General features: G+C 59.7%; 1 protein-coding gene. It reads left to right on the top strand.

Annotation, left to right across the window (positions count from 1 at the left end; translation table 11 throughout):
* Positions 1-106: 106 nt before the first annotated feature.
* Positions 107-467 (top strand): hypothetical protein (locus F2P45_RS34510; protein ID WP_370663350.1); only part of this gene is annotated, 361 nt, incomplete at its 3' end.

The following is a 467-nucleotide window of genomic DNA, read 5'->3' as shown; positions in this document are numbered from 1 at the left end:
ACGAACAGTCATCTCTCTTGCATGTTTGCAATTGTGGGTCGTATCATGTTGCCTGGTAAATACGCAGCATTCCGCGCGGTACCATGAACCTACTTACAAAAACACCATGAAAAAACTTGCATTCGTAATCGCTGTGGCGATCGCTTCCCTGGGCTCGGCCCAGGCACAAACCCAGGCGCCTGCCGCCAACCCGTTGCGCTTCGTCGTTGGCGCCGGCCTGACCGCCGGTGGCGACAAGCTGGCCACCGCTGAATATGCGAACGGCGGCTCGATCGACGTGCGCGCCGGCGGCATGATTGCGTTCCTCGCTGGCGTTGACTACCGCGTCAATCAACAGTTCTCGTTCCAGGGCACGGTCGGCTTCCACGTCGACCAGGCCAGCGCCAAGAACGGCGACGTGACCTTCAAGCGTTTCCCGATCGAAGTGCTGGGCTACTTCCACCCGAGCGACAAGATGCGCATCGGCG

Source organism: Massilia mucilaginosa, from assembly GCF_011682145.1.
In the GTDB taxonomy this organism is placed as follows: Bacteria; Pseudomonadota; Gammaproteobacteria; order Burkholderiales; family Burkholderiaceae_D; genus Telluria_A; species Telluria_A mucilaginosa.
This window is presented reverse-complemented; position numbering and strand designations above follow the sequence as displayed.